This is a genomic window from Leisingera sp. G5_S3_59_S7 (genome assembly GCF_054968485.1).
Window position 1 is genome coordinate 82,200 of sequence record NZ_JBQKUH010000006.1, and the last position, 21,909, is coordinate 104,108.

24 protein-coding genes are annotated in these 21,909 nt (G+C 65.3%); 11 read left to right on the top strand and 13 right to left on the bottom strand.

The window, feature by feature from the left end:
* Positions 1-91: 91 nt before the first annotated feature.
* Both ACTRWG_RS05300 and ACTRWG_RS05305 read left to right on the top strand, forming a co-directional pair.
* Positions 92-1,138 (top strand): PAS domain-containing sensor histidine kinase, encoded by a 1,047-nt coding sequence (locus tag ACTRWG_RS05300; RefSeq protein ID WP_245597350.1) that lies wholly within the window; start codon positions 92-94, stop codon positions 1,136-1,138.
* Between the two features lie 146 nt (positions 1,139-1,284).
* On the top strand, positions 1,285-2,286 hold the full coding sequence (locus ACTRWG_RS05305; RefSeq protein ID WP_027235273.1) for a jacalin family lectin: 1,002 nt from the start codon (positions 1,285-1,287) through the stop codon (positions 2,284-2,286).
* An 87-nt stretch (positions 2,287-2,373) separates the two neighbouring features.
* Here the strand turns inward: ACTRWG_RS05305 and rplT are convergent, their stop codons facing one another.
* From rplT to pyk, 3 genes are all read right to left on the bottom strand, one after another.
* Positions 2,374-2,739 carry a 50S ribosomal protein L20 gene (rplT, locus tag ACTRWG_RS05310; protein ID WP_008206278.1) on the bottom strand — a complete coding sequence of 122 codons (366 nt, stop codon included), beginning with the start codon at positions 2,737-2,739 and terminating at the stop codon, positions 2,374-2,376.
* A gap of 14 nt (positions 2,740-2,753) precedes the next feature.
* Complete coding sequence (gene rpmI / locus ACTRWG_RS05315) at positions 2,754-2,954, bottom strand: 50S ribosomal protein L35 (protein WP_008557770.1); 201 nt, start codon at positions 2,952-2,954, stop codon at positions 2,754-2,756.
* 285 nt (positions 2,955-3,239) lie between these two features.
* Complete coding sequence (pyk, locus tag ACTRWG_RS05320; protein ID WP_027235274.1) at positions 3,240-4,685, bottom strand: pyruvate kinase; 1,446 nt, start codon at positions 4,683-4,685, stop codon at positions 3,240-3,242.
* Between the two features lie 119 nt (positions 4,686-4,804).
* Between pyk and ACTRWG_RS05325 the strand changes: the two genes are divergently transcribed.
* From ACTRWG_RS05325 to ACTRWG_RS05335, 3 genes are all read left to right on the top strand, one after another.
* On the top strand, positions 4,805-5,542 hold the full coding sequence (locus ACTRWG_RS05325; protein WP_462829061.1) for an N-formylglutamate amidohydrolase: 738 nt from the start codon (positions 4,805-4,807) through the stop codon (positions 5,540-5,542).
* Positions 5,543-5,689: 147 nt separating this feature from the next.
* Entirely contained in the window at positions 5,690-5,929 is a 240-nt protein-coding gene (locus ACTRWG_RS05330) for a DUF6868 family protein (RefSeq protein WP_462829062.1), read from the top strand.
* An 80-nt stretch (positions 5,930-6,009) separates the two neighbouring features.
* Positions 6,010-6,324 carry a DUF1244 domain-containing protein gene (locus ACTRWG_RS05335; protein WP_027235277.1) on the top strand — a complete coding sequence of 105 codons (315 nt, stop codon included), beginning with the start codon at positions 6,010-6,012 and terminating at the stop codon, positions 6,322-6,324.
* A 105-nt stretch (positions 6,325-6,429) separates the two neighbouring features.
* Here ACTRWG_RS05335 and ACTRWG_RS05340 read toward each other — a convergent pair whose 3' ends face one another.
* Positions 6,430-6,918: a winged helix-turn-helix transcriptional regulator gene (locus ACTRWG_RS05340; protein WP_245597351.1), complete on the bottom strand. Its 489-nt coding sequence runs from the start codon at positions 6,916-6,918 to the stop codon at positions 6,430-6,432.
* Between the two features lie 72 nt (positions 6,919-6,990).
* Between ACTRWG_RS05340 and ACTRWG_RS05345 the strand changes: the two genes are divergently transcribed.
* A complete protein-coding gene (locus ACTRWG_RS05345) occupies positions 6,991-7,815 on the top strand; it encodes a dienelactone hydrolase family protein (protein ID WP_027235279.1) in 825 nt (274 codons plus the stop codon).
* Positions 7,816-7,851: 36 nt separating this feature from the next.
* On the opposite strand, the gene ACTRWG_RS05350 is transcribed toward ACTRWG_RS05345, so the two are convergent.
* The 6 genes from ACTRWG_RS05350 to ACTRWG_RS05375 all read right to left on the bottom strand — a co-directional run bounded on the left by ACTRWG_RS05350 (position 7,852) and on the right by ACTRWG_RS05375 (position 13,814).
* Positions 7,852-8,688, bottom strand: a complete 837-nt coding sequence (locus tag ACTRWG_RS05350; RefSeq protein ID WP_462829063.1) for a CE1 family esterase — start codon at positions 8,686-8,688, stop codon at positions 7,852-7,854.
* Positions 8,689-8,875: 187 nt separating this feature from the next.
* A complete protein-coding gene (locus ACTRWG_RS05355; protein WP_435660132.1) occupies positions 8,876-9,112 on the bottom strand; it encodes a hypothetical protein in 237 nt (78 codons plus the stop codon).
* Between the two features lie 328 nt (positions 9,113-9,440).
* Positions 9,441-10,301 carry a D-amino-acid transaminase gene (locus tag ACTRWG_RS05360; RefSeq protein ID WP_259958327.1) on the bottom strand — a complete coding sequence of 287 codons (861 nt, stop codon included), beginning with the start codon at positions 10,299-10,301 and terminating at the stop codon, positions 9,441-9,443.
* Between the two features lie 10 nt (positions 10,302-10,311).
* The gene (gene dgcA, locus ACTRWG_RS05365) at positions 10,312-11,277 is read right to left on the bottom strand and encodes an N-acetyl-D-Glu racemase DgcA (protein WP_462829064.1); all 966 of its coding nucleotides are present in this window, start codon (positions 11,275-11,277) and stop codon (positions 10,312-10,314) included.
* 153 nt (positions 11,278-11,430) lie between these two features.
* Positions 11,431-12,432, bottom strand: a complete 1,002-nt coding sequence (gene dgcN / locus ACTRWG_RS05370) for an N-acetyltransferase DgcN (protein ID WP_027235284.1) — start codon at positions 12,430-12,432, stop codon at positions 11,431-11,433.
* Positions 12,433-12,542: 110 nt separating this feature from the next.
* Positions 12,543-13,814, bottom strand: coding sequence for an MFS transporter (locus tag ACTRWG_RS05375; protein ID WP_462829065.1), 1,272 nt, complete (start codon positions 13,812-13,814; stop codon positions 12,543-12,545).
* A 174-nt stretch (positions 13,815-13,988) separates the two neighbouring features.
* On the opposite strand from ACTRWG_RS05375, the gene ACTRWG_RS05380 reads away from it, so the two are divergent.
* Together ACTRWG_RS05380 and ACTRWG_RS05385 are read left to right on the top strand one after the other, a co-directional pair.
* Positions 13,989-14,948 (top strand): L-malyl-CoA/beta-methylmalyl-CoA lyase, encoded by a 960-nt coding sequence (locus ACTRWG_RS05380; protein WP_462829066.1) that lies wholly within the window; start codon positions 13,989-13,991, stop codon positions 14,946-14,948.
* A 66-nt stretch (positions 14,949-15,014) separates the two neighbouring features.
* The gene (locus tag ACTRWG_RS05385) at positions 15,015-15,629 is read left to right on the top strand and encodes a hypothetical protein (RefSeq protein ID WP_462829067.1); all 615 of its coding nucleotides are present in this window, start codon (positions 15,015-15,017) and stop codon (positions 15,627-15,629) included.
* 429 nt (positions 15,630-16,058) lie between these two features.
* Here ACTRWG_RS05385 and ACTRWG_RS05390 read toward each other — a convergent pair whose 3' ends face one another.
* Positions 16,059-16,511: an Lrp/AsnC family transcriptional regulator gene (locus ACTRWG_RS05390; protein WP_027235288.1), complete on the bottom strand. Its 453-nt coding sequence runs from the start codon at positions 16,509-16,511 to the stop codon at positions 16,059-16,061.
* Positions 16,512-16,584: 73 nt separating this feature from the next.
* Between ACTRWG_RS05390 and ACTRWG_RS05395 the strand changes: the two genes are divergently transcribed.
* The 3 genes from ACTRWG_RS05395 to ACTRWG_RS05405 all read left to right on the top strand — a co-directional run bounded on the left by ACTRWG_RS05395 (position 16,585) and on the right by ACTRWG_RS05405 (position 19,329).
* Complete coding sequence (locus tag ACTRWG_RS05395; RefSeq protein ID WP_027235289.1) at positions 16,585-17,181, top strand: LysE family translocator; 597 nt, start codon at positions 16,585-16,587, stop codon at positions 17,179-17,181.
* A 150-nt stretch (positions 17,182-17,331) separates the two neighbouring features.
* Positions 17,332-18,294, top strand: coding sequence for an acetyl-CoA carboxylase carboxyltransferase subunit alpha (locus ACTRWG_RS05400; RefSeq protein WP_027235290.1), 963 nt, complete (start codon positions 17,332-17,334; stop codon positions 18,292-18,294).
* Between the two features lie 159 nt (positions 18,295-18,453).
* A complete protein-coding gene (locus ACTRWG_RS05405) occupies positions 18,454-19,329 on the top strand; it encodes a DUF1206 domain-containing protein (RefSeq protein ID WP_462829068.1) in 876 nt (291 codons plus the stop codon).
* A 10-nt stretch (positions 19,330-19,339) separates the two neighbouring features.
* Here the strand turns inward: ACTRWG_RS05405 and ACTRWG_RS05410 are convergent, their stop codons facing one another.
* Positions 19,340-20,002: a GntR family transcriptional regulator gene (locus tag ACTRWG_RS05410; RefSeq protein ID WP_027235292.1), complete on the bottom strand. Its 663-nt coding sequence runs from the start codon at positions 20,000-20,002 to the stop codon at positions 19,340-19,342.
* An 81-nt stretch (positions 20,003-20,083) separates the two neighbouring features.
* Positions 20,084-21,877, bottom strand: a complete 1,794-nt coding sequence (locus ACTRWG_RS05415; protein WP_462829069.1) for an adenylate/guanylate cyclase domain-containing protein — start codon at positions 21,875-21,877, stop codon at positions 20,084-20,086.
* Between the last annotated feature and the right edge of the window lie 32 nt (positions 21,878-21,909).

Sequence of the window (21,909 nt, forward strand, 5' to 3'; positions counted from 1 at the left end):
TTTGGGCCGCAAGAACGGCCTCTTAGCGCTTGCCAGACGGGTACTTGCATGCGCACTTTATCCCGCAGCTTCGAAATTCGGATATATCTTCATGCCTACGCATATGGACCGCACAACGCTGACCTGGAAGGTCACCCCTGACCTTCTCGGCGTCGTCGACGCCTCTGGCATCTTCACCGACACCAACCCCGCCTGGTACACCACGCTGGGCCTGCTGCCCGAGGACATCGAGACCCGCCAGTTCTTCCATTTTGTGCATCCGGACGACATCTCCCGGACAGAGGCTGCGTTTGAGCGGGTCAAGCACGGCCATCCGGTGCTGCAGTTCGAAAACCGCTACCGGCACAAGGACGGCTCCTACCGCTGGCTGTCCTGGAACGCGGTGCCGGAGGGGGACAGGTTCTTCTGCAGCGCCCGGGATGTCACCCGCGCCAAGGAAAACGAAGCCCATCTGGCCACGCGCGAGCAGGAGGCCCGTTTCCGCGAGCAGTTCATCGCGGTGCTGGGCCATGACCTGCGCAATCCGCTGTCGGCGGTCGGCGCGGCGCTGCGGCTGCTTGAGAACGAGCCGCAATCCGCCAAGGCGCTGGAGATCCTTTCCCTGGGCCGCCAGTCCGTCACCCGCATGTCGTCGCTGATCAACGACATTCTCGATTTCGCCCGCGCCCGCCTGGGCAATGGGATCGAGATCGGCCACCCCGAAAAGACAGACCTGCGGCCGGTGCTGAGCCAGACGGTAGAGGAGATCCGGCTGGCCAACCCGGACACGGATCTGCGCGAGGAGTACAGCTTCCAGGATCCGCTCGCCTGCGACCCGGAGCGCATGGCCCAGCTGGTGTCGAACCTGCTCTCGAATGCGGTCACGCATGGCACGCCGGGCAAACCGGTCACGGTGACCGCCAGTGACGACGGCGATAATTTCATCCTGTCCGTCGCCAATGCGGGCAAACCGATCCCGCAAGAGACGATGGACCTTCTGTTCGAACCCTTCACCCGCGCTGAGATGCGGGCCTCGCAGAACGGGCTGGGCCTGGGTCTGTTCATCGCCCAGCAGATCGCCAAGGGCCACGGCGGCCTGCTGACGGCGCAATCGGACGAACAGCAAACCGTGTTCACCCTGCGGATGCCCCGAAGCTGAGCAGCACCGACAAGGCTTTTGAATGAATTTCCACGCGCGCCCAGCCGGTTGCTTATTTAACGCAATTTGAAGATATCATTTTAAAGACGAATCCTAAAGTAGATGTGCAACCTCTGATTGTTCATCATTCAGCGAAAGGGATTGCAATGGACGGCGCATTCAGCAAGGAACTTCCGGTATTTTCCCAGAACGAGATCAAGGACCTCAAACAGAGCGGCGGCAAGTTCGTCAAGCACCACATGGGCGGCGGCGGCGGCAGCCGGTTCGACCATGTTTCCCTGCGCGAGTTGCGCCTCGAATCCGGCGAACTGATTGAAGCCATCATTCTCAACGGCGAGCGCCATGGCGGCAAGGGCAAGGATAAGAGCAACTCGGTCACTCTGTCGCCAGATGTTCTCGTCCAGGATATCGGCTACAGCGTAAGCGACGGCTTTCTCAGCGGGCTCCGGTTCCACTTTACAGATGGAACAACACTTCAGGGCGGCGTCCTGAATGACGAAAAACTGCTGTCTGCGGAACTGGGCTGCTCCCAGCAGGAACTGCTTGTGATCGCCTTGGGCGGCAGCAGCGGGAAGTTCCTCGATTCCCTCGATGCCGTCTGCGTGGTGGGCTACAGCAGAAGCACGGTCCTTGCCCGGGACGTCACCGCCATTGTCGGAGCGATCACACCCGGGATGGAGCTCTCCGAATATACCGAAGTTGCCTCCCGCAAAACGGAATCCTACGAACGCGCGCTGTCCCAGACCCACAGCGTGACAACCAGCGCCTCCGTTTCCGGCACCTATTACGTCACCGCCTCGGTGGAAACCGAATACGCTTACAAGTGGTCCGACGATAGGACGATCGGCCGGGACTTCGAAGAAGTGCTCGCAAGCAAAGCAACCCAGAATATCAGCGTGCCCGAGCACGCCTGGGCCTATCTGAAAGTCACCCGGGGCGACATTATCTCACCGGACGGGAGCCCGGACAAAAGCGTGTTCATTCCGTCCGGCAACAACGCAATCAACTACCGGCTGGCCGACGAACATTCATACACCAACCTGGCTGGGCACTATGACCTGAACGGCTATTGCGCAAATCTGCCTGCGGACCGTGTTTCGACACGGCTGGACGCAACCACCGGCCTGATGATCGTGGAATGCAGCTAGGGCTCCGCCGCTGCCGACTGTGCCCCAAAACAAGAAAGGCCGCTCCAGCTGGAGCGGCCTTTCCTGATTTCAGATCCGTCTGGAGCCTTAGGCTGCCAGCGCGTCCTGTGCCTGGCGCACGATCGCACCGAAGGCTTCGGGCTCGTGCACGGCCAGGTCGGCCAGAACCTTACGGTCCACTTCGATGCCGGCCAGGTTCAGGCCGTTGATGAAGCGGGAGTAGGTCAGCGCTTCGTCGTGCGAACGCACAGCCGCGTTGATCCGCTGGATCCACAGCGCGCGGAAGTTGCGCTTGCGGTTCTTACGGTCGCGGGTTGCGTACTGGTTCGCCTTGTCGACGGCCTGACGGGCAACCTTGAAGGTATTCTTGCGGCGGCCATAGTAACCTTTGGCTGCCTTGATGACCTTCTTGTGACGGGCGTGAGTCGTGGTACCACCTTTAACGCGGGACATATCTCAATCTCCTCTTAGCGGTCGTAGGGCATGAAGCCCTTGACGATCTTTGCGTCGGGTGCCGACAGGACCGTGGTGCCGCGGGCATCACGGATGAATTTCTTGGTGCGTTTGATCATGCCGTGGCGCTTGCCGGCCTGACCTGCGATGACCTTGCCAGTGGCGGTCACCTTAAAGCGCTTCTTGGCGCTCGATTTCGTCTTCATCTTGGGCATTTCCGTCTCCTTCAATGCAGGTTCGCTAGACGCGCGACTCGGCATGCCTCGACGGCCGGCCGCGCGGAACAGAGCTGCCCTTTAAGCAATGCCCGCCCGGGGGGCAAGCGGAATCTCTGGAATTAGCGCCGAGGACCCCGGAAATACGCACACCGCGCGTCTTTCCCGGCATCCGAGCCGGGTGTCGCCGCCCGGCACAGATGCCGGACGGGCACCGCCCGCCCAAGGCGGCAGCATGGGGGGGGCTCAACGCCCCCGGCAATCAGTCCCCTGACCGGGGTATGGTTACTCCGGGTCGGTGCTGTAAATCAACCGCTCGTCACAGGGGGCGATGCGCAGAATGTTGGTGGTGCCCGGCACGTTGAACGGTACCCCCGCGGTGACCACGATCTGGTCGGTATCACCCGCATAGCCGCCCGCCCGCGCCGCCCGCGCCGCGTTCACAACCGCGCCTTTGAAGCGGTCCAATTCCGGTGTCATCACGCATTTGCAGCCCCAGCTGAGGCACAGCCGGCGGGCCGTGGCGCTGACCGGGGTCATCGCGATGATCGGCACGCCGGGGCGCTCGCGCGCGGTCAGCAGCGCTGTGGTTCCTGATTGGGTGAAACAGCAGATCGCCTTGATCTCTGTCTTCTCCGCGATCTCCCGCGCCGCGGCGACGATACCGTCAGCCACCGTGGTGCCCTTGGCCGAACGCGAGGCGGCGATGATCTGGGAATAGGTCGGGTCGGCCTCGACCTCGATCGCCACCTTGTCCATGGTCTGCACCGCCTGCACCGGATACTGGCCCGCGGCGCTCTCGGCGCTCAGCATCACCGCATCGGCGCCTTCATAGATGGCGGTTGCCACGTCAGAGACCTCGGCACGGGTCGGCATCGGGCTTTCGATCATGCTCTCCAGCATCTGGGTCGCCACGATCACCGGCTTGGCCGCCGCCCGGCACTTGCGCACCAGACGCTTCTGGATCGGCGGCACCGCCGCCACCGGCAGCTCCACCCCCAGATCGCCGCGCGCCACCATGATGCCGTCAGAGGCATCAAGGATGGCCTCGAAATCCTCCACCGCCTGCGGCTTCTCAATCTTCGACAGCACCGCCGCGCGGCCATCCGCCAGCGACCGCGCCTCGTAAACATCCTTGGCCCGCTGCACAAAGGACAGCGCCAGCCAGTCCACCCCCAGATCGCAGACAAACTCCAGATCCGCGCGGTCCTTCTCCGACAGGGCGGCCAGCGGCAGCACAACGTCGGGCACGTTCACCCCCTTGCGGTTGGAAATCGTGCCGCCGGTTTCCACCGTGCAATCGGCAAAATCCGGGCCGCAGGCGTCCACCGCCAGGCGGATCTTGCCATCGTTGACCAGCAGATGCGCCCCCGGCTCCAGCGCCTGGAAGATTTCCGGGTGCGGCAGGCACACGCGGCCGGCATCGCCCTCCGCCTCATCCAGATCAAGGCGGAACTTGGCGCCCTCCTCCAGCTCCTCGGCTCCGTTGGCAAACACGCCGACCCGCAGCTTGGGGCCCTGCAGATCCGCCAGAATGGCGATCGGGCTGTCCAGGTCCTTTTCGACCTGACGGATGATCTTGTGCTTTTCGGCAATCTCCGGGTGGCTGCCGTGCGACATGTTCAAGCGGAACACATCGGCGCCGGCCTCATGCAGGGCGCGGATGGTTTCATAAGTCTCCGAAGCCGGCCCCAGGGTGGCAACAATCTTGACATTGCGCGAGCGTTTCATAGGGGTCTACTCCTCCGGACCTGAAATATGTTATCGCAAACAGCGTTGAGCTGCTTATCCCCTAATTCCCATTTTCCCGCAACTCCCCTAAACAGCCGTCACCAAAAGATGACAGGTTCATGACATATACACCCTATTTCGTGCACGGCGCCGACCGCCCCGCCCGCTGGCTGATCACCTGCGACCATGCGACCAACGTTGTGCCGCCCTTTGCCGGCGGCGGCGATTTGGGCCTCCCGCGCGAGGATATGGAGCGCCACATCGCCTATGACGTCGGCGCCTATGAGGTGTCAAAACTGCTGGGCGAGATGCTGGACGCGCCGGTGGTGGCCTCGAATTTCTCCCGCCTGGTGATTGACCCCAACCGAGGCGAAGACGATCCGACCCTGTTGATGAAGCTTTATGACGGCACCATCATCCCTGCCAACCGCCACGCGGGCGCGGCAGAGCTGAAAAAGCGGCTGGAGAACTGCTACCGCCCCTACCACCGGGCGCTGGCGCGGCTGGCGGAACGGCCCCGCACGGTCATCGTCTCGGTCCACAGCTTCACCCGCCAGCTGCGCGGCCGCCCCCCGCGCCCCTGGGAGATCGGCATCCTGTTCCCCAAGGGCGAGCGGTTCTCCCCCTTCGTGGTTGATGAGCTGAACCGCGAGGACGGCCTCTGCGTCGGGGTCAATGAACCCTACACCGGCCACCTGCCCGGCGACGCGATTGAGACCCACGCCACCAAGCCCGGCCGCCCCAACACGCTGATCGAGCTGCGCAATGACCTGATTGCCGAATACACCGGCCAGCACGCCTGGGCCGAACGCCTGGCCCGCATCCTGCCCAGGACACTGGACGCCTCCGGTCTCTGAACCGCAATCCGGAACGCATTCCGTCTCGGAAAACACGTGATTTCCGGGCCGTTTTCCGCGCCGGAAAACGGCTGCCCGCGTTGCCGAACCGGCACCCCGCCCCCATATCTGTAACGGAAACGCGGGCAAAACCGGGAAATCGCCGTCATGACACTGGATACCCTCTCTGCCTTTTTCGGCTGGCTGACCGTGCTGCACATCGGCCTGTTCACCTTGTCCGCCGTCCTGATTATGCTGATGCACGACTGGGTGGCCGGGCTGCACGCCCGCCTGTTCGGCCTGGCGCCTGCGGATGTCAGCCTCACCCTCTACCGCTGGCTTGGCACCGACAAGATCGTGATCTTCGCCACCGCGCTGGGGCCGTGGCTGGCGCCGCAGCTGATCTGAATGCAGCCCGCCATTGCCCGTCCCTGCCGCGGCTGCTAGGCCTGTGCGCAAACGCGCTGATGACCCGAGGACTTCTTGCCATGGACAAGCAAACCGAGATCGAAATCCAGGCCGCCGCCTTCCGCCGCCTGCAAAAGCACCTGATGGAAGACCGCACCGATGTGCAGAACATCGACCTGATGAACATGGCCGGCTTCTGCCGCAACTGCCTGGCCCGCTGGTACCAGGAAGCCGCCAACGAGCGCGGCATCGAAATGGACAAAAACGAGGCGCGCGAGATCTACTACGGCATGACCATGGCGGAGTGGAAAGCCAATTACCAGACCGAGGCCAGCCCGGAGAAGCAGGCGGAGTTCGAGGTGGCGTTCAAGGAAAACGTGACCGACAAGCAGTAAGCGTCAGCCGCCCGGGGCGGAGGGGCGCTGCCCCTCTTGGCCTTACGGCCAATTCACCCCGGAGTATTTGCCCAAAGGTGAAAAGGGCCGGGCTGGCCGCCGCCCTCACTCCCTCAGCCGCAGGGTTGCGCGCGCAAGATCGGCCGGTGCGCCGTCTGCATCCATCAGCCCGACCCGCAGCGGCGCGCCGGTTTCCCGGTCCACCACCCCGACCGGCGCCGCGCCGCCGGTCACATGCGCCTCGCCCCATTGCGCCAGCGCCAGAAAGGTCAGCGCCAGCCCGCGGCCCGTGTCCGTCAGCACATAGGCCTGGCGCACCCGGTCGCCCGCCTCCTGATAGGGCTGTTTTTCCAGGATCCCGCGCGCCACCAGACTGTTCAGCCGGTCGGTCAGGGTAGAGCGCGGCGCCTTCAGGTCTTCGCGCATATCGTCATAGCGGCACACCCCGTAAAACGCCTCCCGCAGGATCAGAAGGGTCCAGCGGTCGCCCAGGATCTCGGCGGCCAGTGCCATCGGGCACTGTTCCTTGGGCACCAGGGCGCGGCGGCGGACGGCGGGCAGGGTTTCACGGGAATCAGAAGCTGGGTTTGACATACGGACCCAGATAGGGGATTTCTATCTGGGTTCAAAATTCAGACTCAGATTCGCAGACAGGAAGGACCCCCAATGACCAAGCGCCCGATGGACCAGGATGACGCGCTCGAAGATTTCGAGCCGCGCCGGATCACTCTCAACGATTCAGAGAAGACCGTTCATGTGTCCGGCCAGGGCCCGGCAGTGATTGTGATGGCAGAGATGCCGGGGATCAGCCCCCATGTGGCCCGCTTTGCCCGCTGGGTGCGGGGTGCAGGCTTCACGGTTTACGTGCCTTCGCTGTTCGGCCGTGACGGAGCCGTGGCGACGGCAGAAGACGGCGCGGAGGTGTTCCGCCGCGCGTGCGTCAGCGCCGAGTTCCGCGCCTTTGCCGGCAATGGCGCCAGCCCTGTAACCCAATGGCTGCGAGCGCTGGCGCGGCTGGCGCATGAGGAATGCGGCGGCCCCGGCACCGGCGCCATCGGCATGTGCTTCACCGGAAACTTTGCCCTGTCGATGATGCTGGAGCCCTCCATGCTGGCGCCGGTCCTGGCGCAGCCCTCGCTGCCGCTGGACAATCCCGCAGGCGTCGAAAGCCCGCCCGAAGAGCTCGCCGTGGTGCGCGAAAGGCTGGAGCGCGAGGACCTCACCGTGCTGGCCTACCGCTTCCAGGGCGACGCCTTCTGCCAAGCGCAGCGCTTTGCCGCCTACGCCGAAGCCTTGGGAGAGCGCTTTGACGCCCGCACCCTGCCGGACAGCGCCGCCGCCACCCAGGTGCCGCCGTTTTTTGCAAAGCACGTCCCCGCCCCGCACAGCGTTGTGACGGCGCATCTGGTGGATGAAGCAGGCCACCCGACCCTGCAGGCGCGGGATGAGATCCTGGGTTTCTTCAGGCAGCGCCTGACGGCGCGCGGCTGATCATACTGGCCGCAATGGCCGCCCGGCCCTGCCGCCTCAGCGCTCCAGGTCCTCGAACCAGTCCAGCGCCAGGGTGCTCCAGCCCTTGGGCAGGCCATGCCCGCCCTTGTGCAGGATCAGTTCCAGCCCGCCTGCCTCGCACTTCCAGCGCTTGCGCCAGAGCCCGTCCCGGACCTCATGGTCTGCGGCATTACTGGCGCAGGCGTTTTCACGCCGCCACAGCTGCAGCCCCTCCCAGATGTCGGCCTGCACAATCTCAGCCTCCGACCCCTGGATCACACGTCCTTCCAGCGGCACCACCTTGTCGGCAAAGCCGTGGATGTGCAGCAGCCGCACCGGGCCTTTGCAGTCCTGCGTAACCGGCAGCCAGAAGCCGCCGGCAACCGGCGCATAGGCGGCGGCAAATTCCGGCGCCTGGCACGCCACATCCCAAACCATTGAACCGCCACGGGAAAAGCCGCTCAGCAGCAGCCGGTCCCGCATAACCCCGGCGCGGGCCGCGGCATCCGCCAGCACGTCGCGCAGAAACGCGACGTCGTTGCGGGGATAGGTGTTCCAGCCGTCGCGCACCGACCAGTCGGCGGGCTTGCCCTCCTTCCAGGGCAGCCCGCTGGGGGCGATCACTGCGTAGCCGCGCCGGGTGAAAGCTGCCACCAGCCCGGAATTGGCAACCACCTTGGCGCCGCTGCTGCCGTAGCCGTGCAGGAACATCACCGCCGGCCCGCCCTGCCAGCTGTCCGGCAGGGCCAGGTGGTATACGCCGCCGTCTATCCGGCAAGCTGTTTCGCCGCCGCACTCCGCACCGCCTTCCGCGGCGGCTGCCGGTGCGGCAATCAGCACCGCTGCCAGCAGCATCCAAATCCTGTTCAGCATCTGCGCCACTCCCCCGCCTGGCTTGCCGATCAGATTAGCACATACTGCCGCTGCCTTTGCAGCCGGCCGTTTCTCAGAAGAAAAAAGGCCGCCCGATCCGGGCGGCCTTCACATAAATATCTTTAACCAATAAGCCGGTACCGGGCCGCCGTCCCGCGGCAGGGCGCGCTCCCCCCCGAGTGCGCGCCTAGCCGCGGAGACGGCCCAGCAGCCGTGCCGCCAGCGAAGGTTTGACCGGGCGGTCCGCCCCCGGCAGCCTGCCGGCAAACCAGCTCCGGCCAGCGGATGCCTGCGCAACGCCGGGATGCTCCACCTCTTCGGCGGTCAGAACCCGGCGGACGGCCGCAAGAATTTCAGCGTCGCTCGGCTCCGCAGCCTGGACTGCCGTCACCTGACCCATTTCCGGCTGAAAACATTGTCCCATCTGGCACCTCCGCAGCTTGTTACTCTGGCAGGCGGCCCGTTTCCCGGCGCCTCTTCAACTGCGTTCCAGACTATCCTATTTCGCCGTTGACGCGCCCATTTTGTATAAAATTAGTTAAAATCCTGAGCGTAAGAGCCGGGTTCTGGCGACAGTGCCGAAGCCACAGCGGCGATTGTTGACAGGCCGTGGAAAATACCGCCGACCGCACCGCTGCGCAGCCCCTGCTTTTCACGCAGTTTTACCGTCCGGGGTAACGCCGCCTGATTCCCCGAAACGCAAAAAGCCGCCCACACCGGGGCGGCCTTCCAATCCGGTCCGTCAATCCGCCTCAGACGGCTTTCTTGCGGCTTTCTTCCAGGTAGATCTCGCGCAGGCGCTTGGCGATGGGGCCCGGGGTGCCGTCGCCCAGCTGCACACCGTCGATCTCTACCACCGGCATCACAAAGGCGCTGGCGGAGGTCGTGAAGGCCTCATCCGCCTGTTTCGCTTCCTCGATGGTGAACAGGCGCTCCTCAATCTCCATCTGTGCCTCGGCGGCCAGCCGCAGCACCGCGGCGCGGGTGATGCCGTGCAGGATGTCGTTGGACAGCGGCCGGGTCACGATCTTGCCGTTCTTGACGTAATAAGCGTTGTTCGAGGTGCCTTCGGTCACATAGCCGTCCTCGATCAGCCAGGCGTCATCGCAGCCCGCCTTCTTGGCCATCATCTTGCCCATCGAGGGATAGAGCAGCTGCACGGTCTTGATGTCGCGGCGGCCCCAGCGGATGTCCTCGATCGAGATGATCTTGGCGCCCTTCGCGGCGGCAGGGCTGTCGGCCAGGCCCGGCTTGTTCTGGGTGAACAAAACCAGGCTCGGCGGAGTATCCTCGGACGGGAACACAAAATCCCGGTCACCATCGGAGCCGCGGGAAACCTGCAGATACACCAGGCCCTCTTCAATGCCGTTCAGCTCCACCAGCTTGCGGTGGATTTCCAAGAGCTCCTCCTTGGAGCAGGGCGACGCCATGTCCAGCTCTTTCAGCGAGCGGTCCAGGCGCACCGCGTGGCCATCAAAGTCGATCAGCTTGCCGTCCAGAACCGAGGTCACCTCATAAACCGCATCGGCAAACAAGAAGCCACGGTCAAAGATCGAAACCTTGGCCTCACCCTCGGGCAGGTATTCGCCATTCACATAAACGGTACGGGTCATCTTGGTCTCCTCAACCCCAAAGCGCCGGTTTCGGCGGGTGCACGCCCTCGGCGTCAAACAACAGTGGTTCCTCGCGGTCTTCGGCCAGAAGCAGCGGCCCGTCAAGATCCGTAACCGCCGCACCCTGGGCCACAAGCGTCGCCGGCGCCATGGCGAGCGAGGAGCCGACCATGCAGCCGACCATCACCTCATAGCCCTCGGCCAAAGCCTGAGCACGCAGCTTCAGCGCCTCGGTCAGGCCGCCGGTCTTGTCCAGCTTGATGTTGACCACGTCATACTTGCCCTTGAGCTTGGGCAGGCTCTCGCGGTCATGGCAGCTCTCGTCCGCGCACACCGGCACCGGACGCTCCATGCCGATCAGGGCCTCATCCTCGCCCGCGGGCAAGGGCTGCTCCACCAGCTCCACACCCAGGCGCACCAGATGCGGCGCCAGTTCGGCATAAACCTCTGCCGACCAGCCCTCGTTGGCGTCGATGATGATCTTGGCCTCCGGCGCACCGGCGCGCACCGCTTCCAGGCGGGGCATGTCGTCGGGGGTGCCAAGCTTGATCTTCAGCAGCGGCCGGTGGGCGTTCTCGGCTGCTTGCTTTTGCATGTTTTCGGGCGTGTCCAGCGACAGCGTATAGGCGGTGATCTCAGCCTTGGGTTCCGGCAGCCCGGCCAGTTCCCAGACACGTTTACCCGCCTGCTTCGCCTCCAGATCCCACAGCGCGCAGTCGACCGCGTTGCGGGCGGCGCCGGCGGGCAGCAGCGATTGCAGCTCCTCGCGGGTGAAATCGGCTGGCAGCCCCTCGATCTCGGCGGCCACGCTGTCCAGCGTCTCGTTATAACGGGCATAAGGAACGCATTCGCCCCAGCCGGTGACGCCGTCCTTTTCCACCCGCACGGTCAGCACCTTGGCCTCAGTGCGCGAGCCGCGCGAGATGGTGAAGACCTGCGCCAGTTTGAAGACGTCCGGGGTGACGGTGATGTTCATGAAACTGCCCTTTCCTGCGGCCCAGCGCGCGCAATCGGCGGGCCTTGGCATGACGCCCGGCAACCGGGGCACCTGCCTTTTCATCTTTCCAAAAATACTCCCGCCGGAGGCATCCCAGGCTGCGCCTGAACACCTCCGGCGGGGGCTGTTAGATCAGACCGCGGCCAGCGCGTCCACCAGGCGGCCGGCGCCGTGGCGGTACGGGTCAACGGCGGGCAGGCCCATGCGGTCTTCGACACCGGCCAGGTATTTCACCGCCTCGTCCTCGGACAAATGCTGGGTGTTCACCGAGATGCCGACGATCTGGCAGGCCGGGTTGGAGCGCTGCGCCAGCGGCAGGGCCACGTCGCGCAGCTCTTCCAGCGACGGCACGTCGTATTCCGGCAGGCCGCGCATATGGGTGCGGGTCGGCTCGTGGCACAGGATCAGCGCATCCGGCTGGCCGCCGTGGATCAGCGCCATGGTCACGCCAGAGTAGGACACGTGGAACAGCGAGCCCTGGCCCTCGATCAGGTCCCAGTGGTCGTCATCGTTGTCCGGGGTCAGATACTCGATCGAACCCGCCATGAAGTCGGCGATAACCGCGTCCAGCGGCACCCCGTGGCCGGTGATCAGGATGCCGGTCTGGCCGGTGGCGCGGAAGGTCGACTTCATGCCGCGCTCGCGCATCTCGTTGTCCATCGCCATGGCGGTGTACATCTTGCCGACCGAACAGTCGGTGCCGACCGCCAGGCAGCGCTTGCCGGTGCGGGGCTTGCCGTTGGCAATCGGGTAGCCGACGGTGGGCACGCGCACATCGTGCAGGGTGCCGCCGTGGGTCTGGGCCGCGGCCACCAGGTCGCCTTCGTCGCGCAGCAGGTTGTGCAGGCCGGAGGCAAGGTCATAGCCCATTTCCAGCGCTTCGATCAGCACTTCCTTCCAGGCCTGGGAAATCACGCCGCCGCGGTTGGCAACACCGATCACCAGGGTCTTGGCGCCGGCTTCTTTGGCTTCGGCCAGGGTCAGGTCCTTGAGGCCCAGGTCGGCGCCGCAGCCCGGCAGGCGGATCTGGCCAACGGCGTGGTCGGGGCGCCAGTCACGGATGCCGATGGCAACCTTGGCAGCCAGCATGTCGGGCGCGTCGCCCAGGAACAGCAGATAAGGGGTTTCGATCATGGCGGGTTTCCTCTTCACTCTTGCCGGTGAGTTTGCGGAGATTCTTGCACAAGTTCATACCTTTTCCGCCGCGCGCCGCCTTCACGACGCAAGATCCTCCTGCCAGAACGTCACTCCGCAGGAGATTCCTGCGTTATGTCATCAATGCTGACATTATTTTCCTCCTCCAGCCAGGATTCGGCCTGAAGCACCCCGGTTTGGGGCGCGCCAAGCACCGCAATCGCCTGCTGGGAGCCGGTTTCCTCCGGCGCTTCGGCCTGTCGGCGCCGCAGCGCAGCGACGCCGGCCACCATAAAACAAAGGGCTGCGAGCAGGATCAGCAATCCATTTCCGTCAGCAATGCTGACCATATTTGGAGCCGCCAGCGTGCCGGTGAACTGGCCGGCGTTCAAAAGGAACACCATGGTGCCGCTGGCAGGCACGATCTGGGAGGGCTTCAGCTGGTCGTTGGCATGGGCCGAGCAGACCGCATACATCGGCAGGCTGGCGCCCGCGAGCACCGCAAAGCCGATCACCAGCGCCTGCGGCGCGGGGCTGGCCAGCATCCACAGGCAGGCACCTCCGCCGATGAGGCCCAGCCCCACCAGCACCAGCCGCCGGTCGGTCTTGTCGCTGATCCAGCCGGCCGGATACTGCACTACCGCGCCGACCACCATCGCCACCACCAGCACCCCTGAGGCCTCTGCCGGGCTTAGCCCGCGCGACAGCGCAAAAAGCGGCAGCGCGATGAACCAGCCCGCCACCGCCGCAGCGCTGACCAGATTGCCGAGCACCGCCATCGGCGACACCCGGTACAGCATGCGCACGGACATCCGGTCCGGCACCTGATACTCCGGCGCCTTGTTGCCTGACAGCAAGAGTGGCACGATCGACAGCGAAATCAGGATCGACACCACTCCGAACAGCAGGTTGCCGCCAGGATCGGGCAGCGCCACCAGCGCGGTGCCAATCGCCGGGCCTGCCATCCAGATCATGAAATAGATCGACAGGATCTGCGCCCGGTTGCTGTTTTCGGACTTTGCCTGCAGCCAGCTTTCGGTGATCACATACATGCCGGGATAGCAAAAACCGGCGAGGAAGCGCATCGCCGACCAGGAATAGGGGTCCGAGGTTAAGAGGTGCAGGATCGCCGAGATCGACACCAGCGAGGCCAGCGCCGAAAAGGCCCGGATGTGGCCGACCTTGGCCACCATCCCCGGCGCCAGCGCCGTCCCCAGCAGGGCGCCCGCCGGATAGGCCGCCTGCATGATCGAAATGGTAAGGTCGGAAAAGCCAAGCCCCGCGCCCCGGATTGTCAGCAGGGTGACCAGCAGCCCGTTGGCCACCATCAGCATCAGCATGCCCAGAAACAGGGCCCAGTTTTCAATGAATGCACGTCTCATGCTTGCTTGCTCGCATGAGCATCCGGCGGGCGCGCGCCTGTTTGCGGCAATGTTTCCGCCGCCGCATCGCAGCGGCACTTTCTGCACGTGCAAAATTCCCTTGCATGAGGGTGCGCAACTTTCTAACACTTCACACCAGCAGAATTGAAACGTCATTACCCGGAGGATTGCCCCATGAGCTTCCGCATCCAGCCCGCCGCCCCGGCGCGCCCCAACCGCTGCCAGCTGTTCGGCCCCGGTTCCAAAGTGAAGCTGTTCGAGAAGATGGCGGCCTCGGCGGCGGATGTCATCAACCTCGACCTGGAGGATTCGGTGGCCCCGGACGACAAGGACCAGGCCCGCGCCAATGTGATCGAGGCGATCAACAGCGTCGACTGGGGCAGCAAGTACCTGTCGGTGCGGATCAACGGGCTCGACACCCCCTATTGGTACCGCGACGTGGTGGACATTCTGGAGCAGGCGGGCGACCGGCTCGACCAGATCATGATCCCCAAGGTAGGCTGCACCGAGGACGTCTATGCGGTGGACGCGCTGGTCACCGCGATTGAACGCGCCAAGGGCCGCACCAAGCCGGTGTCCTTTGAGGTCATCATCGAGTCGGCGGCGGGCATCGCCCATGTGGAGGAGATCGCCAAATCCTCCCCCCGTCTGCAGGCGATGAGCCTGGGGGCTGCGGATTTTGCCGCCTCGATGGGGATGCAGACCACCGGCATCGGCGGCACCCAGGAGAACTACTACATGATCCGCGAGGGCCAGAAGCACTGGTCCGACCCGTGGCACTGGGCGCAGGCTGCGATTGTTGCGGCCTGCCGCACCCATGGCATCCTGCCGGTCGACGGGCCCTTCGGCGATTTCTCCGACGAGGACGGCTACATCGCGCAGGCGAAACGCTCTGCGACCCTGGGCATGGTCGGCAAATGGGCAATCCACCCCAGCCAGATCGCGCTGGCCAACCAGGTGTTCACCCCGTCTGACGAAGCGGTGCAAGAGGCCCGCGAGATCCTGGCGGCGATGGAAGAGGCCAAGGCCTCCGGCGCCGGTGCAACCGTCTACAAGGGGCGTCTTGTGGACATCGCCTCGATCAAGCAGGCAGAGGTTGTTGTGGCGCAGGCCGAACTGATTGCGGGCAGCTGACGCCGGTCCGTAAGTGAAGATTTCAAGGGCGTCCCCAAGGGGCGCCCTTTTTGATTGGAGGGAGAGATGCCGGATCTGACCTTGCTGCATACGGCTGCGGTGCATGTGGAGACCTTTCGCGCGCTGGCGCTTTCATTGGCGCCGGGGGCGGTGCTGGATCAGCAGGTGCGCGCCGGCTGGCTGGAGCGGGCGCAGGGCGGGGTTGACGCGGACCTCAAGGCAGAGATTGCGGCGGCAATTGCAGCGGCGGACGGCCCGGTGCTGTGCACCTGCACCACCCTTGGCCCGGCTGCAGAGGACGCCGGCGCGACCCGCATCGACTGGCCGATGATGCAGGAGGCTGCACGCTTTGGCGGGCCGGTGCTGATGGCCTACTGCCTGGAGAGCACTGCAGAACCCTCAGAGGCCTTGCTGCGGCGGGCCTTTGGGGATCGTGATCCTGAGATCACCTGCCTGGAGCTGGGCCGGCATTGGCCGCTGTTTGAGGCCGGGGACAGCGCCGGCTTTGCAGCGGCTGTCGCGGCGGATGCGGCCGAGGCGCTGGGGACAATGGATTTTGCCTGCGTGTTGCTGGCGCAGGCCTCAATGGCCGAAGCGGCAGAGCTGCTGCGGGCGCAGACAAAGGTGCCGGTTCTGGCCTCGCCGGAGATTGCGATGCGGGTGCTGCTGCGGGACGGGTAACGCCCCCTGGGCAGGGCGCGCAAAAACCGCCGGCCAAGGCCCCTGCCCTGCCGGTATGTCTGTTCCGTTTCTGCCCGTTTCCATGTTCCGTTTCAGCGGAGGTATTATGGATTGGCGGCGCCGCCAAAATGGCGGAGATGGACGGGCGTATCCGCCCGCGTGCTGAACGTTGTCTCTGCACGGCCCCGCTGCCAGGCGGGAGTCCGGTACCAAGGATGCCGGGGAGCCAAGCCCCGGCGGGTGATCGCGACCGGTGCCAAGACTGCCAAAGGCGGCTTAAGATCCCGTGAGAGCAGCGTGCGCAGGGTTCGCAACACCTGCAGCCGCGCGTATGAAGCCAACGCAGCGCAGTGAGTATTTGGGGAAAGATGAAGCGCATCAGTCTTTCATCTTTCCCCAAATACTCAATAATCCAGTCTCAGCCAGAGATCACGCCCGCAGATCCTTGGGCGAGCCCATCACCACATAAGTGGTGATCGCGGTGACATAGGGCGAGGTGCCGAGGATATCAGTGTGGAACCGTTTGTAGCTGGGCAGGTCGGCGCATTCGACGCGCAGCAAGTATTCGATGGTGCCGGTGATATTGTGGCATTCGACCACTTCAGGCGCCGCCTGCATGGCACGCTCAAAAGCTTCCTGTGCCTCTTTGGTATGCTCCCCCAGGCCGACGCCGATATAGGTGGCAAAGCCCACCCCCAGCTTCTGCCGGTCCAAGACGGCGCGGTAGCCGGTGATGACGCCGGCGCGCTCCAGCTCCTGCACCCGGCGCAGGCAGGCGGAGGGGGAGAGGCCCACGCGCTCTGCCAGTTCCAGGTTGCTGATGCGGCCATCGCGCGTGAGTTCCTGCAATATCTGCTGATTTATCTTGTCATTTTTCGCCATTAGTTGCGAAAATACGCGCAAGGCACGGCAAAACGCAATTTCATTTGGCGGGTTTGGCGCAATGATTTTGCGCATGACTTATGAACTCCTCACCGCGCTGGCGCTGTTTGCCTTTGTCTCCTCGATCACGCCGGGGCCGAACAACCTGATGCTGATGGCCTCGGGCGCCAACTTCGGCTTCCGCCGCACCATCCCGCATATGCTGGGCGTGGCCTTGGGGTTTGTGTTCATGGTGCTGTTGGTCGGCGCCGGGCTGGTGCAGGTGTTTGATGCCTTCCCGGTCAGCTACATAGTGCTGAAAGTGGTCTCAGTGATCTACCTGCTGTGGCTGGCGTGGAAGATCGCCAACGCCGCGCCGGTGGAGGCGAAAGGGGCGGAGGGCCGTCCGATGACATTCCTGCAGGCGGCGGCGTTTCAGTGGGTGAACCCCAAGGCCTGGGCAATGGCGCTGACGGCGATCAGCGCCTACACGCCGGATCAGACCCTGGCGGCGATCCTGCTGGTTGGGGTGATTTTCGGCGCCATCAACCTGCCCTCGGTCGGGTCCTGGACGGTGCTGGGCCAGCAGATGGCGCGGTTTCTGACCAGCCCGCGCCGCCTGGTGGCGTTCAACTGGACCATGGCCGCGCTGCTGGTGGCCTCGCTTTATCCGGTGATCTGGCCGCAATAAGGCGGGGCGCTCCTCTGCCCGGCCATCGGTGCTTGCCTCTGCTGCGCTGAGGCGGCCTCTGGCGCTCTCGCACATGATCCCGGATCTTGCTGAGTTGCATCTTGGCGCAGCTAAGGCCATATAGCTGCAAACCTGCAGAGCAGAGGCAACATGACCCAGTATCTGGAATTCGAAAAACCGCTGGCCGAAATCGAGGGCAAGGCGGAGGAGCTGCGGGCGCTGGCGCGCGCGAATGAGGAAATGGATGTGGCGGATGAGGCCAAGGCGCTGGACGCCAAGGCGGAGCAGCTGCTGAAGGATCTCTATAAGGAGCTGACGCCCTGGCGCAAATGCCAGGTGGCGCGGCACCCGGAGCGGCCCCATTGCAAGGACTACATCGAGGCGCTGTTCACCGAGTACACGCCGCTGGCCGGCGACCGGAACTTTGCCGACGATCTGGCGGTGATGGGCGGGCTTGCGCGCTTCAACGATCAGCCGGTGGTGGTGATCGGCCATGAGAAGGGCAGCGACACCAAATCGCGGATCGAGCGCAATTTCGGCATGGCGCGTCCCGAGGGCTACCGCAAGGCGGTGCGGCTGATGGAGATGGCCAGCCGGTTCAAGCTGCCGGTGATCACCCTGGTGGACACAGCCGGCGCCTATCCCGGCAAGGGCGCCGAGGAGCGCGGCCAATCGGAAGCGATCGCCCGCTCGACCGAGATGTGCCTGAAGATTGGCGTGCCGCTGATTTCGGTGATCATCGGCGAAGGCGGCTCTGGCGGCGCGGTGGCCTTTGCCACGGCCAACCGGGTGGCGATGCTGGAGCATTCGATCTATTCGGTGATCAGCCCTGAGGGGTGCGCTTCGATCCTCTGGAAAGACGCGGAAAAGATGCGCGAAGCGGCGGAAGCGCTGCGGCTGACGGCGCAGGATCTGAACAAGCTGGGCGTCAACGACCGGATCATCCCGGAACCGCTGGGCGGCGCGCACCGGGATCCCAAGGCGGCGATCAAGGCTGTGGGCGGCGCCATCCAGGAGATGCTGGACGAGCTGAAGGACAAGGACGCAGGCGAGCTGGTCAAGGACCGTCGCCAGAAGTTCCTGGACATCGGCTCCAAGGGGCTGGCGGCGTAACTGCCGGAACAGCTTGGTGAATTTGAAAGCCCGGCCTTGGCGCCGGGCTTTGCCGTTTCAGGGCCTGGCCGCCGCTGCGGCAGGGGCGCGGGAACAAATCCGGGTTTGGCGCATTGAGTCAGGAAGAGCCCTCCCTTTGCCCAGCCCGGATATGATGCCATGACAACCGACAGCTTTTTCAACGACGCCCGCCGCAAGCGCCTGCAGGAAGTGGACCCGGCGGATTTCGCCTGGGCCGTGCCGATCATGCGAACCGGTTATGCGGGGCGCGCCCTGGTCTATCTGGCCGTGGCCGGTGTGTCGCTGCGCTCGATCTGGCAGGGCGGCGAGGCCAAGGGCACAGCGGCGGCGCTGGAGTGGCTGCAAGGCGGCTGGGGCACGGCGGTTATCATCCTCATCACTATCGGGCTGTTTGCCTATGCGGTCTGGCGCATGGTGGACAGTTTCTGGGATCTGGAAGCCTATGGCAGCGGCGCGAAAGGGCTGATCGCGCGCGCCGGGATGATCGTGACCGGGCTGATCCATCTGGGACTTGGCATTCTGGCGCTGTCGGTGCTGACCGGCTCCGGCGATGCCTCGGAGGGCGGCGGCGGCGGCCTGGGCGGGTATTTCGACAGCACTGCCGGGCAGGCCGCACTGGCGGTGGCTGGCATCCTGACGATCGGGTCCGGCGGGTATTACATCCGCAAAGCCTGGAAAGAGTCTTACCGCAACCACCTGCGGGCCAATCCTGTCACGCTGCATCTGAACACCGCCCTGAAGGCCGGGCTGGCGGCGCATGGGGTGGTGATTGCCATTATCGGGGGCCTGATTCTGCAGGCGGCCCTGTCTGCTTCCGGCGCGCCTGAGGGCGGCATCGGCACCGCGTTCGACTGGCTGCATGACAAGGTTTATGGCCGTATCCTGGTGACTACTCTGTGCGTTGGCCTGCTGGGGTTCGCCCTGTTCTGCCTGGTCAATGCGCTGTACCGGATCGTCCCGAAAGCCTCGGACAGCGCAACCGAAACACTGCGCGCGGCTTTGGACAAAAGCTGAGGCCCGCCCGCTAGCCCGCCAGCAGCCGCAGCCCCTGGGTGACATCGGAGCGCACGGCCAGCCGCAGGCCCGGCTCATCCCCCGCTTTGAGCGCCGCAATGATCAGCCGGTGATTCTGCGGCGGGTCGGTGCGGCGCAGGCGGCCGTAGAGCGCCCGCATGGTGGGGCCGAGCTGCAGCCAGACGGTTTCCGCCATGGCCAGCATTGCCGGCGCCTGGGCGCGCAGGTAGAGGGTGCGGTGGAACTCCAGGTTGGTGCGGATATAGCCGACCGCATCGCGTTTTGAGACCATCTCCGCCACCGTTGTGTTGATCATCTGCAGCCGGTCGATCAGCGCGATATGCGCCCGCGGTAGGGCACGGCTGGCCAGCTCCACCTCCAGCAAAGCACGCAGGGCGGCCAGCTCCTCAATCCGCTCATTGGACAGCTCCGGCGTCGACACCCGGCCCGAGGAGGACAGGAACAGCGCGCCTTCGGCGGCCAGCCGCCGCACCGCCTCGCGGGCGGGGGTCATCGAAACTTCGAACTCGCGGCCGATGCCGCGCAGGGTGAGCGCGGCACCGGGCGTGATCTCGCCATGCATGATGCGGGTGCGCAGGGACCGGTAGACACGGTCATGCGCCGGCGCAGAGGCAGAGGCGGCGTCCTGGGATGAGCGGGCAGTCAGATTCATGCCCTCATGTGATCACAAAACACGGCCCGGTCAAGCGGGCAGATCCGCGCGTGTCAGCGCGGCCCGCAGCCGCGGCGCCGGTCAGGGGCGGCCGGAGAGCCCGGCCAGGCTGAGACCCGTGCGCAGCCGCCGCAGCGGAGCCTGGGCCGCATAGGGGAAGCCTGCGGTGGCCTGGTCCAGCGTCAGCGGCGCCCCGGCAAGCCTGCCGCAGGCCGCTGCAGCCTCCTCGAAGCTGCCGAGGGCGGCAAGGCTGGCGCAGTGCAATGCCAGCGCATGCTGGGCCGCGGGTTCCAGAGCCAGCGCTTCGGCAGCGGCGGCGGCGGCCTCAGCCTCTTGCCCGGCGGCCAGCCGGATGGCGGCCTGCACGGTCAGGACGGCCGGCTGCGGCAGCGGATTGAGGCGGCGTACGTGATCCAGCACTTTCTGCGCCGCACCGCCCTGCCCCGCCAGATGCAGCAGCCAGGCGCGCGCCAGCTGGCCCGAAGCGTCGTTGGGATAATCCTGTGCCAGGGTTTCGGCGAGCTGCAGCGCATCGCCGGACTGGCCCGCGAATTGCGCTGCCAGCGCCCGCAACTGCAGCACGCCCGCCCCTGGCGGCAGGCCTGCGGTCATCTGCGCGGCCTCGGCGGCGCGCTGCGGCAGGTCCGCCAGCGGACCGGTCAGCGGATCCAAATGCCACATCGCCGCAAGCGCCTGTGCCTCCGGCCAGTCCGGCGCCATCTGCCGCGCCCGCTGCAGGGCCCGCTCTGCGCCGCTGCGGTCGCCCTGCTGCATCAGGCTGCGGGCTGTGAAGAGTTGCAAGACGGCCTCATCTGCGGCGTTGCCGGGGGCAAGCTCCGGCAGCGCCTTGCCGAAATAGCGGACAACGCTGGCCGCCAGTTCCGGGGCGAGCCCGGCAACCGTTTCCTGCGGCTGCGGCGGCAGAATGCTAAGCGGCTCTGCCCCGGCGCCTGCTTGGAGGATTTTCAGCCTGACCCCGTCCTGCAGGGCGCCTGGCAGATGACCGGTGACCACGAAATCCGCGTCCAGAAGCGCGGCCGCTTCGGCGGGCAGCAGGCCCTCGGCGGCGCGGGCGCTGGCGGGAGCGATGAGGCGGATGCCCCCGGCCGGGCCCAGGCTGCGGATCACGTCCTCTGCCAGCATAGCGGCAACAGCGGGCTGCAGATCATCAGCGGTGAAGGGCAGGACGGCGATCACCGGGCGGCCTTCGAAGGCGGCCGCAGCCGGAGAGCCGGGAGCCACCGCCGCAACGCTGTTATGCTGCTGCCAGCCCCACAGGGCAGCCGCAGCGGCGGCGGCCCCGAGCCCCCCCGCCAGCAGCAGCACGGCAGGCCGCATGCCCCGGTGCGGCTTGGCCGCCTTGGGCTTGGGCGGCGGGCTGCTGCGGTGCAGGCTGGGCAGCGAGGTCAGCTCCTGCCCCAGCGCATAGACATGCACCGGTTGCGGTATATTCTTGACCTCATGCAGGCCCATGTCCTCGAACGCATAGGGGATGCGGCCCTGCACCTGCCCGTAAGCCGCAGCCGACAGCGCCACCCCGCCCAGCGGCGCCAGCGCCTCCAGCCGGGCGGCGATATTGACGTCATCGCCATAAACATCGCCCTGGGCAATCAGCACCTCGCCCAGGGTTATGCCGATCCGGAGCTGCAGGTGGCGGTTGCGCGCAGCGCCGGCCTGCACCTCCGCCGCGGCCTCCACCGCCGAAATCACGCTGGGAAAGATCGCCAGCACCCCGTCGCCCATCAGCTTGACGATCCGGCCCTGATGGCTGCGGATCGCCGGGGCGATCAGGCTTTGCTGCTGCGCCAGCACCTGATTGAGCGTGCCGGCGTCATCCTCGGCCATCAGGCGGCTGAAGCCGGCAATATCCAGCACGAAGATGGCAGCAAGGCGTCTTTGCGGTTTGT